The organism is Marinifilum sp. N1E240 (assembly GCF_009295825.1).
Classification (GTDB): domain Bacteria; phylum Bacteroidota; class Bacteroidia; order Bacteroidales; family Marinifilaceae; genus Marinifilum_A; species Marinifilum_A sediminis.
In genome coordinates this window covers 477,068-492,892 of the sequence record NZ_WHKF01000002.1, presented here as the reverse complement: position 1 = coordinate 492,892, position 15,825 = coordinate 477,068, and the positions used below count along the sequence as shown (strand labels likewise).

The window sequence follows — 15,825 nt, the reverse complement described above, 5'->3', positions numbered from 1 at the left end:
TTTGCAATAATTAAATACTCTCATTATTACTAACAATAAAAATGCCGCGAAATTTATTTCGCGGCATTTATTTTTTAACAATCTTATTATTCAGGTTTTGTTGTTTCCTTCTTCTCCAATAAATATTTATCAAGGAATGTTACAATTTGTCCATATCCTTTAATTTCATTCTCTTTCTTTCTAAATCCGTGACCTTCATCGTCGAACACAATGTATTCTACAGGCACATTGTTCTTTTTAACTGCATCTACAATTTCATCAGATTCAACTTGCAATACACGAACATCATTTGCTCCCTGTAATACCATTAAAGGCTTAGTAACTTTATCTGCAAAGAACAATGGAGACTTGTTATAAAGAGCTACCGAATCAGCTGTATTAGGATCTCCCATTTCAGCATATAAAGCTTTACGGAATGATTCCCAGTATGGAGGAATAGATTTTAATGTACGTAACCAATTGGTTACACCAAAAATATTAACACCTACTTTGAATTCTTCCGGTGCATAAGTTAATGCAGCCATTGTCATGTAACCACCATACGAACCACCAATGATTCCAATCTTATTTTCGTCAACAACTCCTGTTCCAATCAAATATTTTTTTGCCCAAATACAATCTTTTAAGTCAACATCACCGTGCTTTTTATCATCCATAGCATAAAATTGCTTACCATACCCGCTACTTCCACGATTGTTTACTGCAAGAACAGCATATCCCTGATTTACCATGTATTGTATCAAAGAAAAATAACCAACTCTCGATTGTCCACCTGGTCCACCGTGTACCCAAACTAAGGCAGGAACCTTACGATCTGCACTTGCAACTTTAGGTTGGTAATAAATAGCTGGAATTTGCAAACCATCGAAAGATTCGTAACGAACTACTTTCGCTTCAACCAAATTAGCCGGATCAATTTCAGGGTTCAGTGTTTCGGTCAATTTACGAGCCTCTTTATCTCCCATATCAAACACATAAATATTGTTTGGGGAAACCGAAGTACCAACTACCAAACGAACACGCTGCTCATCTTTGGTTAAGCTTACCGATTTAATATCACCACCACTAATATTAGGAAGTTGAACTTCATTTCCGGTAGCTTTTTCAATCATTTTAACATTCGTTTTACCATCCTGATTGATACCTATAATTCGGTAATTTTCTAGATAACTGTCATAAGCATACCAAACATCCCAATCGGTTTTGTAAACCATCGCTTTCTCACCAGTTGCAATATCATATTTAGTAAGATATACGAAATCAGAATCTTCGTTACACAAATAGTAAAGGTATTTGTGATCTAAACTAAAAAACTGAGGATTGTACTTTGCATCTCCAGTGTGTTCAGAAATATGAATCTTTTTACCTGTACGTCTGTCGTACAAATACATCTCGTTGTTATTGGTAGTAATGCTTTGTGTTAGTGCAAGGTATCTGTTGTTCTTACTTTTAGCAGAAACATCTAAACCATCGTTATTGGTATACAACAACTTAGCTTTTGGCTTACCATCAAGAATCGATTCTAAACTTACCTGATACAAATCCATATATCTAGGATTTCTTTTATTACACTGATAATAGAATGATTTTTCATCACGATCCCAACCCCAGAAACCTGCTTTTGCACCTTCAAATGGTGTAAGATCGGTTATATTGCCTTCTTCATCTCTCATGTAAATGTGATTGTTTTCATTTCCACCCTGATCCGCTGAAAACAAAACTTTATCACTGTTTGGAAAATAGGAAATCGCAAAGTAGGATTCCTTTTCCGAAGAAGTCAATTGCTTAGCTGCAGATCCATCAACTGGAATCTCAAACAGGTTATAAATACCCGTTTCGTTACTACTAACTAACAATTTCGATTTATCACTCGAAAAACTACCTCCACTTACACTCTTGTTTTTGTAAAATTGCTCAATAGAGTAAGATGGGACATTAATTTCTTTTTTTTCTGGCTGACAGGCAGCTAATGCGAATAAAAAGACAAACAAAATAAAATAACTACGATTCATAATGTGTTAAAAATAGATTAGAAATACTTTTGATATTAAGTATGGAAAGTGGTGTCGCCCATAAATTTAACACAATGACATGGCTTTACAAAATATATTCACGTTGTAGATGAAAAGATTTTTCAAAATTCAATTTGTCAATTGCTTAGAATGGATAGAATAGAATTACCCCCTAAAACCTTTTTGTTCAAGAACTAATAATCGTTTTAAATTCTATCCTATCCAAGTATTATTTAGCCTAGCCTTAATACAAGCGAACATCACTATTTGTTCTAACACGACTTTAATTTCTAGAAAACTGTTTAATATTTCATTCTTCTTCCTCAGTATATCAAATCAAAACATATATCTTTGGCGCATCTTAAAAAAAAATGGGATACCAAAGTATTACTTGATCCCAAAAATTGATACAAAAAAATGAAAGATTCTGTTGTAATTTTGTGTGGTGGCGGTCCGGCTCCTGGGATTAATACCGTAATAAGTAGTGTTGGGAAAGTGTTTTTAAGAAACGGTTACAGAGTAATCGGTTTGCACGAAGGATATAAAGGTCTTTTCTCGGAAGATCGTAAGATGGAAGAACTTGATTTCGCAACTCTTGATGGCATTTTCACCAAAGGTGGTTCTCATCTAAAAATGAGTCGCTTTAAGCCAAAGGATAGTGATTTTACAACTAAATTCTTTGTTGAGAACAATGTGAAGCTTTTGGTTACTGTAGGTGGTGACGATACTGCCTCTACTGCCAACAGAATTAGCAAATACTTAGGCGATAACAATGTGAATATCTCAAACATTCATGTTCCTAAAACCATTGATAACGATTTACCATTGCCAGAGGGAAGTCCTACATTTGGATTCCATTCGGCAAAAGATGAAGGTGTAAAAATTGCAACTACCGTTTACGAAGATGCAAGAACATCTCAGAACTGGTTTGTTTTAGCTGCCATGGGACGCGAAGCGGGTCACCTTGCATTTGGTATTGGTGCAGCTTGTCATTTTCCTATGATCATCATTCCTGAGATGTTTAATAAAACTGATATCTCTGCCGACAAAATCGCTCAATTAGTTATCTCATCTATCATTAAACGTAGAATTCTAGGCTTGAACTATGGTGCCGCAGTAATCAGCGAAGGTGTTTTCCATTTTATGAGTGATGAAGAAATTGAAAGTACAGGTGTTAACTTTACATACGATGCACACGGTCATCCTGAATTGTTTAACGTGAGTAAATCTCATGTTTTCAATATGCTTATTCAGCGTAAAATTAAATCTTACGGATTGAACATCGGAACTCGTCCGGTTGAGTTAGGATTTGGTTTGCGTTGCTGCCGACCTATCGGTTTCGATTTAAGTCTTTGTACTTTATTGGGTGATGGTGTTTACACACTTTTCAAACAAGGTCATTCGAAATGTATGGTTACTGTTGATCCTAAAGGGGATGCTTCTCCATTGTTCCTAAAAGATGTAGAAGATGAAAATGGAAAAGTGAAACCTCGTTTGGTAGATGTAAATAGCCAAAAAGTTCAATCGGTAGTGAATTACAACCTTCACTATTTAACTGAAGAAGATTTGGAAGCAGCCAAAGAATATCTTCCGGATGCTGAGAACTATTTGTTCAAAAAGATCTTGAACTGGGAATAAATCAAACTTTCCCGATTTAAAATATACAAAGCAGCCAGATTAATTCTCGGCTGCTTTTTTTATAGATAGATCCAGATCAATCAGGTTTTAAAAACCTGACAGATAGAGAAAGATTCTCTCCTGAATAATACATATTCCTGTAAAATTTCTATTTTTGCAATACACACCTATACAATTCTAACGGACAATTCGTAAATTTTAAGTAAAAACCAATTATACGCACGAATATGTCTGAAAATAACGTAAATGCATATTTACTTCTAACTTGTCCCGATCAGAACGGGATTGTTGCTAAAATCACACAATTTATTTATCAAAGTGGTGGCAATATCATTGCTTTGGATGAGCATGTAAATCAAAATCAGGAATTCTTTTCCTTTCGTGTGGTTTGGAACCTAAAAAATTCTACCATTCCTGCATCGCAATTGCATACCGCTTTTGAACCATTTGCCAAAGAGTTTAAAGCGCACTGGAGAATAGAATTCTCAGGACAAAAACAGCGTGTAGCCATTTTTGTATCCAAATACGATCATTGCTTGCAAGAGATTTTGTGGCGATACAATATGAACGAGTACGATATCGAAATTCCATTGATCATTTCAAATCATCCCGATTTGCAGCACATTGCCGATGCCCAGAGTATTCCTTATCATGTATTTCCGATTACAAAAGAAACAAAGGCTGAACAGGAAGCTAAGGAGATTGCTTTATTAAAAGAATACGATATCGATTTGGTGGTATTGGCTCGTTACATGCAAGTACTCTCGCCTAATTTTATTCAGGAATATCGCAATAAAATTATCAATATTCATCACTCTTTTTTACCTGGATTTGTTGGCGGAAACCCATACAAACAAGCCTACGAACGAGGCGTTAAAATGATAGGTGCAACCAGCCATTTCGTTACCGCAGATTTAGACGAAGGACCAATCATCGAACAAGATATCATGCGAATTACGCACAAGGATACCATTCCCGATTTAATACGTAAAGGTCGTGATTTGGAACGAATCGTTCTGGCGCGTGCATTGAGCTACAAAGCAGAACATCGTATTATTGTTGATGGAACAAGAACGATTGTGTTTGGTTAAAGTAATTTGGTCTCCCAGCTCAAAGCTCGGGTGACCAATATCTATCATTTAAGTCAAAACGAATCATGTTTTACTGTCATAGATATAAAAGCCAACAATATTTTTGTCATTATCTATTCTAATCCTTTTATAAACTCTATAAAATTGGTGCTCCGAGGTAAGTGCAGCTGAAGGAGTTGCCGTTTTATTTGTATTCTCAATTAAATAGGATACCACAATCTCCCAAATGTCATCGTCTGCCAAATACTCAGCCTGTTCCAAACGAAAATCAGGAGTTTCTAAAGCTGATAATCCTTTCATCTGAATCTTTGCGATATCAAGTAATTCTATTAAGGTCATAGTCTAATTTATTTTATGGATATTAGTCATTAAACACAAGGACTAGCAGTACGCATTATTGTGGTATGCCCTTCGCTTAAGACAAGATACTATAAAAAAAATTAGCATGACAGTGAACCAACTAATAGGTAGGATTTTCATATTGCATTCACAATACACATGAAAATATCACTTTCTGTGATGCTCTCATTAATCGAATTGATACTCTTACTTGGAGTGAGAGCATCAAAAAAATTACTCTTTCAAAATAAAGGTCTGACTGCACATTACTTTGTCCTTATGAATAATCTCAAAAACCCATTCGCCGAGCTGCATTTCCCAGTCGAACTCGAAGGTGTAGAAATCGAAGCCCAACTCATCGCTCCATTCGTCTTTTGCCTCAGTGGTTTCAACAAATTCTTCCTTCGTTTCCGGATTTACCAACTTAGGATGTCTTATCCTACAAATAAAATCAACACGTTCTGGCTCCATTGAATCAATCTCGAAGCTATAGCTAATTCCAAAACTCAATCCTGTTACAACTTGAATAACATCAGTTCTTTCCTGAAACTCCATACCATCGGAATGCAAAAAGTATCCTGTAGAACTCCCCGGAACATATTCTCTCTTTGTCTCTCCTATCGCCTTACAAATTCCGTAATTAACTATTTTTATATTCATTCTTTTTCTTTAATGATTGATACCCTCACTTTGAGTTAGAGCATCAAAACTACAGCTTTTTTTATTAGACTGCACCTCACTAGTTCCAGTTTACGAAGCAGAACTTGTATAAAAAACTATTTATGCTATAAAAAGCCTATTACAAAAACAGAGGACATATGAAAATAGCTTGTGTAGAATTTAATCCACTTGCCAGAAATTTTAACTCCAGCAGTTTTAATTACATAAAAATCATTCTTAATTGCTATTCTTCCCATTCGCAGAATTACGAGCCAACTGATGGCAAAAAGCTTGCTTGTGATTGTCTGAGTTTCCTTTGATCCATTTTAACTCTATCAATTTATCATGGCATAACTGATCGATTTGCTTCCAGCATTGAACAAATTTCACCTCGTGACCATAAGCCGTTTGCCAATTGTTATGCTTCCAAAAATGAACCCATTGTACCAATCCTCTTATCACAAAACGACTATCGGTATTCACTTGTATTTTATCCTGGTATTTAAGGCGTTGAAGACCTTCAATTACCGCCATCAGTTCCATTAAGTTACTGCTTCCCTCCTTAATGGTTTGATAATAGACTTCCTGTATTCCAGTGGGAGATTCTACAAATCCGCCATAACCTGACTGATTTAATTCAATGGAGTGAGATCCATCAGCATATATTTTATGAATATCCTTTATCTCGGTTTTATTGGTGGTAATATTCAGCTTTTCATTACGTCTGTCAACTCGTATGTACTGATTGAACTCTAGCCGACTTAAAAAATTAAAACCATCAATAAATACGCAGTTAATAGGTTCACCTATATTAAGTTTGCCCTTTATAGCTGTTCGTATCACCTTTTCGAACTGAAACTGGAGTTTGCAAATCATTTGCGACAGATGTGTATCCTCGGTACAAGCAATACTTCTCTCTTCGGGGAAGTAGATTAATTGAATTTCCTCACGCTCATCGGAAAGCAAGCACTCAATTTTTAGTGCACTTTTCGATCGAATCTGCAATATGGTTTTAAATACTTTCAAGTTGAAATGAATTTATTCTTCAATTTACAGTATTGCGGCGAAATCTGTAGATCTTATTGCCAAGTCTTACATGAATACACAAAAAAACCGCCCCAATAACATGGGACGGCTCTAATATTATTATTAAAATTACGCTGTCAGGATCTTTGAACTCTGACAGGTATATTTTGATTTACCAGATTACAGCTCTTTGATCTTCGGTACGATACAATGGATCGTTTTCGTTAATCTCGAATGCTTCGTAAAACTCAGGAATATTGAATAAACCGCCGTTTACACGATATTTTCCTGGCGAGTGAACATCTTCCTTAATCAATTTTCTTAAGTACTTATCGCGTACATTTCCTCTCCAAACTTTTGCATAAGCAAGGAAGAAACGCTGCATGTTATTGAAACCTTCAATATCAGCTGGCTGCTCACCATTCAATGACATTTTGTATGCTTCTAAGGCAACAGTTAATCCACCATAATCGGCAATGTTCTCGCCCAAGGTTAATTTACCATCAACAGTTAAATCTTCGAATGCCTGGAAACCGTTAAACTGATCTACTAACTTTTCAGCTCTTGCTGTAAATTTCTCTGTATCTTCAGCAGTCCACCAATCTCTCATGTTTCCATCCTTATCGAATCTACGACCAGAATCATCGAAACCGTGAGTCATTTCATGACCAATTACAACACCAATAGCTCCATAATTTACAGCATCGTCACCATTCATATAAAAGAATGGAGGCTGCAGAATTGCTGCTGGGAAAACAACTTCGTTCAACAATGGGTGATAGTATGCATTTACAGTTTGTGGAGTCATTCCCCATTTTTCTGTATCAACTGGCTCTCCTAATTTTGCAAAGTTTTTCGCTGTTCCGAAACGAGCCGCTCTCCAAAGGTTCTCTACGTATGAATCTGTTGCAACTTCTAATTTTGAATAATCTTCCCACTTCTCAGGATATCCAATTTTTACACCAAAAGCATCTAATTTAGCCAATGCTTCTTTTCTGGTATCGTCGCTCATCCACTCCAACTTCTCAATTCTTCCGCGCAAAGCAATTTTCAAGTTCTTTACCAACTCGTCCATTCTTACTTTAGCCTCAGGTGGGAAATATTTCTCAACGTACAATTGACCAACTGCTTCGCCTAAAACAGAACCAGTTGTTTTCGACATGCGTCTCCAACGTGGCTGTTGCTCTGTAGCTCCCGTTAAAACCGTTCCGTAGAATGCAAAATTTTGCTTTTCCAATTCAGAACCAACAGCACCGGCAACATCGTCTAAAACTTTCCATTTCAAGTACAACTTGATATCTTCCATTTTTTCATCAACCAGCATGTTGTTCAATTCTTCCATATATCTTGGATGAGTTGTAATTACATACTCCTTAATGTCGGCACCCATTTCTTTAAAGTAGGCTCCCCATGCAAAATTTGGATATTCAGTTTCTAAAACTTCAACTGTTTTAGGATTGTACATTGCAGGGTAATTTCTATTCTCCAAACGAGTGTTGAATTTTTCAGCCATACGAGTCTCGAATTTCATGATTCGTTTCGCATTTTTTTCTGCTACTTTCGTGTCTTCACCAATTAGTTCAAACATTTTAGCAACATGCTTCACAAACTCTTTACGGATATTTTCACTTGTCTCATTATCGGCAACATAGTAATCACGATCTGATAAAGAAAGACCTCCTTCGCTCAAATACATTCTGTTAACAGTTGTATTTTTCATGTCCTGCTCAACACCTGCTCCAAACAAAGCACTTACCCCCATTTTGTGAAGGTGCACCAATTCGATGCGTAAATCGTTGGCATTTTTAAGCGCGTCAATTTTTTCAAACTCAGGCAGTAATGGTTTAATTCCTACTTCATCAATTTTCTTAACATCCATTGCTGTAGCATAGAAATCCTGAATCTTTTTCAAGTTACTTCCCTCTTCAGCATTTTCAGTTTTTGCAGCTTCTTCCAGCAAATTGTGAACCGCTTCGTTTGCGCTTTCTCCTAAAATATCAAAAGCACCATAACGACTTTTATCAGCAGGAATTGGAGTATTTTTCATCCAAGTTCCGTTCGAATATTCAAAAAAGTCGACTCCTGGCTTTACGGATAAGTTCATATCCTCTTTTTTAATTACGCCAAGACCTTTGGGAGCTTCTTGCGTACATCCCACGGCGATAGTTAAAGCTAAAACAAGCCCTACCATTCCCCCTGTTAGTTTTCTAGTTTTCATGTTTATTATTTAAGTAAATAATTATCCTATTAGATAAGGCGAAAATAGAAAAAAACAGAACAAAACATGTATTTTTTCGATAAGTAATGTTAATCTCAAGATCAATTGGCTTTGCTTATCTTAAGCGAAAGCAATATGTTGAATTCGTACAAGTAAGTAGAAAGAGTAAAATAGCTATATCTGCTTTAAAAATACAAGAAAAAATCTATTTCTGATTGTCAAAATTGTAAGTCAATTTTAACATGACTGATGGCTTGTGTCGGTATTCATCTTCAAAAATAAAATTATCACCTTTGGTCGTGTTCTTGTACTTTATGCTATTGAATACATTGCTCACCGATAGTAATATCTGCCACTGATCATCCTTTATCGATTTTTTTACTGCCATATTCGAAGAAATATAGGCTTCGCGTTCCGACTGTACCGAAATGTGTCGACTCCTGTATTTCACATCCCATTTAAAAGTAAAATTCTTAGGTAATGTAAATATATTATTCAACCTGGAATCGAATTTAAATTGTTCCTCTCTTGAATTCTGATCTTCATAATCAACATCCAACTGATAATGATAAATATTTGTTGAAAAATTTACATTCCACCAGGAATACAGGTCAACTCCGCTCATAATTTCAAGACCTAAGCTCAACGAATTTCCAATATTAGCTTGCGAAGAAACACTCACATTTTCTGACTCCAATCGATAATAATCCTGAATTACATCCGAAGATTCTTTTGCAAACAGTTCAAATCCGATAAAATCTTTGTTCCAAGATTTTTTATAGTTTAATTCATAGGAATTGGAATAAGAAGGCATTAAATTTCCGTTCCCTTCCTCATAAGAATAGGAATCATTATATGTTCTAAATGGAGACAAAGACCAATAATTAGCTCTTCTGATTCGTCGCGAATAGCTTACTCCCATTTGATGCTCATCGGTAAAATTATATAAGACATGTGCACTTGGAAAAAAATCCCAAAAATCTTTACTTGATGGTTGTTTGATTCTTGCTCCCAACTGATCGGTATATTCATAATCCGACTGTCGACTGGTCCATTCAGCCCTAAAACCTAATTTATATTCCAACTTACCAATCTTACTTTTAAATGTGGCAAAACCAGCATAAATATCTCTCTCGAAGATTACCTCCTGATCGATTGGATCATTAGGTAAAGGAGTAAACACATCATTGGAATCGTAAGTTCCATTGGTGACGGTCATTTTAGGAATATGATCCGTATCTACCTGTCCACCAATTTCAAAAGAAGAATTTTCACTCAACTTATTCGCATAACACAATTTTAGACTTACAAAAGTTTCGTTACTTTCGGTGTCTCTTGAGCCTATCCTTTCAATTCTATCGTCATATGTTTTCGTATCAATTACATTTCCAATATACCGATGCAAATAGGTAGAATAATCGGCATAAAATGACAATAAATGATCTTTATTCTTTGTAAAACTATGCTCGTATTCAAATGTAGTTCCCAGATATTGATAATCACTTTTGTTGCTGTTTTCCAAATCGTACTCTTCGTAATTGATTTCATTTCCATCCTGTAAAGTCCGCTCAACAAAATGTCCGCTTGCCTCATGATCATTACCTAACAATAAGGGGTTTACATTGATATTAAAATCAATACAGTCTTTATCTGTTACATCATAATTAAAACCAAACTCTACATATGCATTGGTTCCAGATGCTTTGCCATCTTTGTGATAATCCACTAAATATTGCTGATTCTCATAATTGTTGATCTTTTTACCATCGATCTCAACATTCCTCCAATAGTGTTTACCAGCATTCCCATTAATATACCAACCTCCTTTTTCCGATTGCTTATCAATTGCTAATGAAAAACGCTTTGTATCGTTGGTTGAAACTTGTGCGCTGGAAGTAATCGCATATCCCTCCAGTCTATTCTTTTTTAAGATAATTTGAATAATTCCCGCCGTGCCTTCAGCATCATACTTTGCAGATGGATTTGTAATTACCTCTATCTTATCAATTTTAGATGCATCCAATTGCTGCATTTTCTCTACACCATTTCTTACCGGATGTCCGTTTATAAATACTTTAAAGGTTCCATCACCACGGTAAGTTAATTCTCCCTCAAAACTAACTTCTAAAGAAGGAACATTCTCCAAAAGATCCAAAGCTACACTGGCTTCCGGAAAGCTAGAAGCATTTATTACCTTACGATCTACCTTATAACTTACAGGAGATCTAACAGCCTTCACAGTTACTTCACTTAAATTTTCACTTGATGCCTTCAACTTTATTTCACCAATATTTCTTGTACCCTTGTATACGTTCACCTCTTTAAATTCCACCGACTGGTAGCCCATAAAACTTAACATCAAATTGTATTTTCCCTTTTCTATTTTTTCAATTTCAAAAACTCCATTGTCATTCGAAATTGCGCCCAGTAAAATGGTAGAATCACTTAATGAAGTTAAAATTGCATTGGCATATGGAAGAGGCATTGAATTCTGTTCGTCAATTATTTTTCCTGTGATTTTACAGTTCTGAGCATGTATATTTTGCAATAATAAAAGGAAAAATAACAGTAATAACCTGATTTTCATTTCGATTCTTTTGGGTTCATGAATTTTAAAGATTGTAAACATCTCTAAATTGTCTATCTCTTATCTTTTTCTGATATTTGGCAAAGTTTAGATCTAATATCTTATGTAATATCAAACACAAGACGAACAGATATTTCAAAAAGTTACAGGTCAAATTATCAAAACATAATAACACCTAATTTTTCATTATATGCATAGTGCGGAAGAAACGAAGGGAAGATTGATTTTAGGAATGAGCGGAGGAACAGATTCTTCTGTTACTGCAATGATGCTTAAAGAACAGGGATACGAAGTAATTGGTGTTTCTCTTTGGTTCTATACCAATACTCATTCATACGATTCAAACGATACTTATCCAGATTTTATAAGCGATGCGCAAAAACTAGCAGCTAAATTGGGTTTAGAACATCATGTAATTGATGCTCGTCGTGAATTTCGAGATACAATCATTCAATTTTTTCTTGACGAATATATGGTTGGAAGAACACCTAGTCCTTGTATTCAGTGCAATCCGAATTTAAAGTGGAAATTATTACTTAAGAAAGCTGATGAATTGAATTGTGCACAAATTGCTACTGGTCATTACATCCGTATTGAAAAAGAAGCAGACAATTATTACATCTATAAAGGGAATGATCCGGTTAAAGATCAATCCTATTTTCTGTGGAATTTAAAGCAGGATATTTTATCAAGAACTCTAACTCCTCTTGGCAAATACAGCAAACCAGAAGTACGGGAAATTGCCAAATCTTTTGGTTTCGAAGAAGTAGCCAAAAAGAAGGAAAGCATGGGCGTTTGCTTTATGGATCGAAAAGATTACCGTGATTTCTTACAGGAAATGGTGCCTGATATCAATGACAAAATTGGAAAAGGAAAAGTGCTAAGTCCTGATGGTGTAGAATTGGGTGAACATGATGGATATCCTTATTACACAATTGGTCAGAAACGAGGATTGGAACTGAAGGAAAAATCGGGCTTAATGGTGAGCAAGATAGATGCTAAAAACAACACCTTAATTCTTGAAAGCAAGAATGATCTAAACAAATTACAAATTCGTGTTTCCGATTACTATTTTCATGATATTAAAGACAGTGAAGCTGCAAACATCACAACTTTAGTTCGTGGTTTAGGAAGAAATCCGGAAGGCTTTTCAAAGATCACAATCGTAAATGAGAATGAATTAATTGTTAATTTGGAACAACCCGCGTGGGCAATTGCTCCGGGTCAACCTGTCGCCTTTTACATTGGTGATAAATTAATAGGTGGTGGATTTGCAGAAAATAATGATTAACACCAAATATCTATAAAGACGCAAGGCATTGCGTCTCTACGACATAAAACAAACATTCAATAAATACAATATATGGAACAATCATCTCCTGATAAAGCAGAAATGAACGAGGCGTTAATCAAATTGATACAAATGCGTATGCCTTTTGGAAAGTACAAAGGTCGTTATTTGATTGATTTGCCAGAACCTTATTTGGTTTGGTTCAGAGAAAAAGGTTTTCCTCCTGGGAAATTAGGCGAAATGATGGCTTCCATGTATGAAATAAAACTGAATGGATTGGAAGGAATGCTTCGTCCATTATGCAAAAAATATCAATAAAAATAAATTCGTGGAGACGCAAAGCCTTGCGTCTCTACATCCAATACATTTATACATTCACCTGCAGCGCCATTGATTTAAAAAGGCACCAAACTTCTTTTTCTTCGATGAGATTCATTTTTTGTTGAGATGCTTGCGTTACCGAAACAACCAATAAAAATCCCACATCTACCAGGCAGTAAATACGATTCTCCTTTTTTATGATTTTGGAAATTCTTCCCTTTAACTGATTGCGAATGGATATGTTGGGAATTTCTTCTAATGTAATCGCTATATCTTCGGGACGAAGTGATACATTTATCTCATCACCAATCCTACAACAATCACAAATTAATTCACGCTCCACATGTATTTCATGACTAGCATCTTTATTCATTAAATTGGTTAGCCCGTATACTGTATCGTGCGATTCAACTTTAAAGGGAATAACATTCAACAAACCTGCTCCACGCATTATATCCAATGAATTTTCTTCCTGAATCAGATCAAAATAATTACCATGTCCTTCTACTCTACCATTACGCAGTAGAAACAGTTCTTGTGTCAAGCTTAATAAATCAGGTAAATCGTGGCTTACAACCAACATTGGAATGCCCAATTTTCTATTTATTTTTATCAGATAAGGAATAATTTGTCTTCTTAATGCAACATCTAATGATGAGAATGGCTCATCCATTAACAGTAATTTCGGAGCGCTTAACAAAGCACGACCAATAGCTACTCTTTGTTTCTCTCCGCCTGATAAACTACGAGGTCTTTTCTCCAATAAATCTCTAATCTCCAACAAATCTACCAGCTCATCAAATTCAATAATTTGTTCATCAGCTGAACTGTACTCACTTGCAAACAGAAGATTCTTTTTCACAGTCATGTGCGGAAACAGTCTTCCTTCCTGAAACACATACCCAATTCTTCTTTTGCGGGGTTTGGTCCAAAGGTTCTTTTTGGAATCTACGATTGCTTGCTCTTCTATGGAAATTGTTCCTTCATCAGGATGTTCCAATCCTACCAATAAATGCATGAGAGTTGTTTTTCCAGCTCCCGAAGGACCGAAAACCCCAGTAATTCCTTTAATGAAATCAACCTCTACATCAAGAGAAAACTCTCCTTTCTTAACTTTTAATTTGGCTGATAATGCATGCATATTGTAATAGATTCTTTTAATTCAACTTATCTGCGACGATGTAATTTTTTCACCAACAATTCGGAAAAGGCCATCGCCATAAACGAAAATACAACAGCCACCAACAACAATCGAAAAGCAGATGTTTCCTGTCCCGGTATTTGTATCTGATTAAAAAGAGCTAAAGGAATGGTTTGTGTTTCTCCGGAAATGTTTCCCGCAAAAATAATGGTAGCTCCAAACTCACCCAATGATCGGGCAAAAGCCAAAACAAATCCACTAATTATTCCAGGTAATGCCAACGGTAAGGTAATTCTAATAAAGGTCTGAAATGAATTTGCTCCAAGAGTTTTAGCTGCCTCTTCGTAACCAGGGTCAACCATTTCTATTGCCAAACGAATGGCACGAACTGCTAAAGGAAAGGATACTATCATCGAAGCCAAAACCGCGGCATAAAACGTAAAGGCAATCTTAATTCCAAACCATTCGTGAAGCCAACTTCCTAAAACTCCATTCGATCCTAATAATAAGAGCAAAATAAACCCGGAGGCAACCGGAGGCAAAACTAAAGGCAAATTAACAAATCCTTCAACTAATGATTTTCCTCGAAAATTCTTTCTAGCTAACCACCAAGCCAAGAGAATTGCTGGTGGTAAAATTAAAAAAGCACACCATAAAGCAATTCGGAATGATAATCCGATTGCCTCTAATTCTACTTCTGTAAAACTCAAGAATTCATTCATTTTACAAATCTTTAAACCCGTTCCGCTTCCAAATTTCTTTAACCTGATCCGATTTCATAAATTCAAGAAATTGATTCATATACTGATTCTCGCCATTACTTATAGCTGCATAATATCTAATTGGATCACAAGCTTTATCAGGGAATTCATAAATGATTTTAACCTTTTGAGAATTTATTGCATCCGAAGCATAAACCATTCCCATTCCACACTCAGCCATTTCTACCATAAACAATGCATCTCTGGCATTTTTTGCAGGCAAATATCTATCCAATAAAGTCTCATTACACTGATAATACTTTAAAACTTGAACTGAATATTTCCCAACCGGCACATGTCCAGGATCTCCAAGTGATAATCTTCCACGAAAAAGTTTAGGAAAATTATAAATATTACTTGTATCGATTACAGATATCTCGCTGTTATTAGGAACAATCGCAACCAAAGAATTTCCAGCAACAATACAAACAGAATTGTGTGCAACTAATTTGTTCGAATCCACATAATCCATCCAGGTTTTACTTGCTGATATGTAATAATCAAAATCAGCTCCACTTTCAATTTGTCTTGCCAATATCCCCGAAGAAGCAATATTCAATCGAATCTTAACTCCTGTTTCCTTTGAATATGATTTCGCTATTTCCTGAATTACATTGGTAACACTTGCTGCAGCAAAAACAGTAATACTTTTACTCTTTTTCTCTTTGTTCGAGCATGATATTAGAATCAGGAATAAAAAGCAGTAAGGAAAAATCTTTCTCATCATAAATTCAGTTGGG

13 protein-coding genes are annotated in these 15,825 nt (G+C 35.6%); 4 read left to right on the top strand and 9 right to left on the bottom strand.

From position 1 onward, the window contains the following. Nucleotides 1–86: 86 nt before the first annotated feature. On the bottom strand, nucleotides 87–2,012 hold the full coding sequence (locus GCQ56_RS07000) for a prolyl oligopeptidase family serine peptidase (protein ID WP_152733701.1): 1,926 nt from the start codon (nucleotides 2,010–2,012) through the stop codon (nucleotides 87–89). A 417-nt stretch (nucleotides 2,013–2,429) separates the two neighbouring features. Here GCQ56_RS07000 and GCQ56_RS06995 point away from each other — a divergent pair, with 417 nt between their 5' ends. Both GCQ56_RS06995 and purU read left to right on the top strand, forming a co-directional pair. Next, nucleotides 2,430–3,650, top strand: a complete 1,221-nt coding sequence (locus GCQ56_RS06995) for a 6-phosphofructokinase (protein WP_152733700.1) — start codon at nucleotides 2,430–2,432, stop codon at nucleotides 3,648–3,650. Between the two features lie 227 nt (nucleotides 3,651–3,877). Continuing rightward, nucleotides 3,878–4,741, top strand: coding sequence for a formyltetrahydrofolate deformylase (gene purU / locus GCQ56_RS06990; RefSeq protein ID WP_152733699.1), 864 nt, complete (start codon nucleotides 3,878–3,880; stop codon nucleotides 4,739–4,741). Between the two features lie 63 nt (nucleotides 4,742–4,804). Here purU and GCQ56_RS06985 read toward each other — a convergent pair whose 3' ends face one another. From GCQ56_RS06985 to GCQ56_RS06965, 5 genes are all read right to left on the bottom strand, one after another. Then, nucleotides 4,805–5,080: a hypothetical protein gene (locus GCQ56_RS06985; protein WP_152733698.1), complete on the bottom strand. Its 276-nt coding sequence runs from the start codon at nucleotides 5,078–5,080 to the stop codon at nucleotides 4,805–4,807. A 234-nt stretch (nucleotides 5,081–5,314) separates the two neighbouring features. Beyond that, the gene (locus GCQ56_RS06980) at nucleotides 5,315–5,740 is read right to left on the bottom strand and encodes a DUF3859 domain-containing protein (protein ID WP_152733697.1); all 426 of its coding nucleotides are present in this window, start codon (nucleotides 5,738–5,740) and stop codon (nucleotides 5,315–5,317) included. Between the two features lie 237 nt (nucleotides 5,741–5,977). After that, a complete protein-coding gene (locus GCQ56_RS06975; RefSeq protein ID WP_152733696.1) occupies nucleotides 5,978–6,766 on the bottom strand; it encodes an RNase H family protein in 789 nt (262 codons plus the stop codon). A 172-nt stretch (nucleotides 6,767–6,938) separates the two neighbouring features. After that, on the bottom strand, nucleotides 6,939–8,984 hold the full coding sequence (locus GCQ56_RS06970) for a M13 family metallopeptidase (protein ID WP_152733695.1): 2,046 nt from the start codon (nucleotides 8,982–8,984) through the stop codon (nucleotides 6,939–6,941). A gap of 205 nt (nucleotides 8,985–9,189) precedes the next feature. Further along, on the bottom strand, nucleotides 9,190–11,571 hold the full coding sequence (locus tag GCQ56_RS06965) for an outer membrane beta-barrel family protein (RefSeq protein WP_193323733.1): 2,382 nt from the start codon (nucleotides 11,569–11,571) through the stop codon (nucleotides 9,190–9,192). Between the two features lie 190 nt (nucleotides 11,572–11,761). Here GCQ56_RS06965 and mnmA point away from each other — a divergent pair, with 190 nt between their 5' ends. Together mnmA and GCQ56_RS06955 are read left to right on the top strand one after the other, a co-directional pair. After that, nucleotides 11,762–12,862: a tRNA 2-thiouridine(34) synthase MnmA gene (gene mnmA, locus GCQ56_RS06960; protein ID WP_152733693.1), complete on the top strand. Its 1,101-nt coding sequence runs from the start codon at nucleotides 11,762–11,764 to the stop codon at nucleotides 12,860–12,862. A gap of 72 nt (nucleotides 12,863–12,934) precedes the next feature. Next, nucleotides 12,935–13,180 carry a DUF3820 family protein gene (locus tag GCQ56_RS06955; protein ID WP_227006020.1) on the top strand — a complete coding sequence of 82 codons (246 nt, stop codon included), beginning with the start codon at nucleotides 12,935–12,937 and terminating at the stop codon, nucleotides 13,178–13,180. A gap of 49 nt (nucleotides 13,181–13,229) precedes the next feature. Here GCQ56_RS06955 and modC read toward each other — a convergent pair whose 3' ends face one another. The 3 genes from modC to modA are packed head-to-tail and all read right to left on the bottom strand — an operon-like array spanning nucleotide 13,230 to nucleotide 15,809. Further along, complete coding sequence (gene modC / locus GCQ56_RS06950; RefSeq protein ID WP_152733692.1) at nucleotides 13,230–14,324, bottom strand: molybdenum ABC transporter ATP-binding protein; 1,095 nt, start codon at nucleotides 14,322–14,324, stop codon at nucleotides 13,230–13,232. A gap of 26 nt (nucleotides 14,325–14,350) precedes the next feature. After that, nucleotides 14,351–15,046, bottom strand: a complete 696-nt coding sequence (gene modB / locus GCQ56_RS06945; protein WP_152733691.1) for a molybdate ABC transporter permease subunit — start codon at nucleotides 15,044–15,046, stop codon at nucleotides 14,351–14,353. A 1-nt stretch (nucleotide 15,047) separates the two neighbouring features. Continuing rightward, nucleotides 15,048–15,809, bottom strand: a complete 762-nt coding sequence (gene modA / locus GCQ56_RS06940) for a molybdate ABC transporter substrate-binding protein (protein ID WP_227006019.1) — start codon at nucleotides 15,807–15,809, stop codon at nucleotides 15,048–15,050. Between the last annotated feature and the right edge of the window lie 16 nt (nucleotides 15,810–15,825).